Source organism: Ruegeria sp. H6 (assembly GCF_056532975.1).
The window spans coordinates 1-1,217 of record NZ_JBQFOA010000032.1; the positions used below are offsets into that span (position 1 = coordinate 1).

At 55.9% G+C, this 1,217-nt stretch carries 1 protein-coding gene; it reads left to right on the forward strand.

Annotated elements, in window-relative coordinates; all coding sequences use genetic code 11:
• Window positions 1-56: 56 nt before the first annotated feature.
• Window positions 57-1,183 (forward strand): IS3 family transposase gene (locus tag ACR0AG_RS22370; RefSeq protein ID WP_480842881.1). Its coding sequence is split into 2 segments (ribosomal slippage): window positions 57-321 and window positions 321-1,183, totalling 1,128 coding nucleotides; the frame shifts between segments, so codons are not numbered across the junction.
• Window positions 1,184-1,217 lie beyond the last annotated feature (34 nt).

The following is a 1,217-nucleotide window of genomic DNA, read 5'->3' on the forward strand; positions in this document are numbered from 1 at the left end:
TGAGCCTCCCCAACTGAACTGGTCCACCGTTATGTTTAGGAAACGGAGGACCACGAATGGCAAACAAGAGACCGAAGCCCGAAGAGATTGTCTCGAAGTTACGGCAGGTTGAAGTTTTGATGGGGCAAGGCATGTCCCGACTTGATGCGATCAGGCAGATCGGCGTTGTTGAGCAAACCTATTACCGCTGGCGGAAGAAGTACGGTGGAATGGGTGTTGATCAATTGAAGGAACTGAAACGGCTTCAGAAAGAGAACGAGCGGCTGAGACGCGCGGTGTCTGATCTGACTCTGGACAAGCTGATCCTGACGGAAGCCGCAAAGGGAAACTTTTGAGCCCCGCTCGTCGTCGTGCCTGCATCGATCATGTCCGTAACCAGCTGAACGTTTCCGAGAGACGCGCCTGTCGCGTGCTGGGGCAACACCGGTCCACGCAGCGGCGGGTCCCACAAGGTCGCGCAGACGAAGACCGACTGGTCGCCGACATGATCGAGTTGGCTCGACAGTACGGCCGATTTGGCTATCGCAGGATCGCTGCGCTGCTGAGAGAGGCCGGATGGTCTGTCAGCGATGGGCGAATTGAACGGCTTTGGCGACGAGAGGGGCTGAAAGTACCAGTGAAACAACCGAAGAAAGGACGGCTCTGGCTGAACGATGGCTCGTGTGTTCGGCTGAGGCCGGAGTATCGCAACCACGTGTGGTCCTATGACTTTGTTCATTGCCGAACTGACGATGGCAAAGCTTTTCGGACGCTGAACATCCTTGATGAGCACAGCCGGGAGTGCCTGGCGATTAGAGTGAAGCGCAAGCTGAACTCGGTCGATGTGATCGATGCCCTGACGGATCTGTTCATACTGCGGGGTGCACCCCGCTTCATACGTTCAGACAATGGGTCGGAATTTGTCGCCCAGGTCGTCCGAGACTGGATCGCCGCAGTTGGCGCCCAGACGGCTTACATTGAACCTGGGAGCCCGTGGGAGAACGGATACTGTGAAAGTTTCAATGGCAGGTTCAGGGATGAGCTACTCAACGGTGAGATCTTCTACAGCCTACGCGAAGCTCAAATTCTGATCGAACAATGGAGGAACCACTACAACACAAAGCGGCCCCACAGTGCTCTGGGCTATCGCCCGCCAGCACCCGAAACCATCATCCCAATGGATAACAAGCCGACGATGCACTAACAATCAGGTTGGACCAGTCAGATGAGGCTGCTCA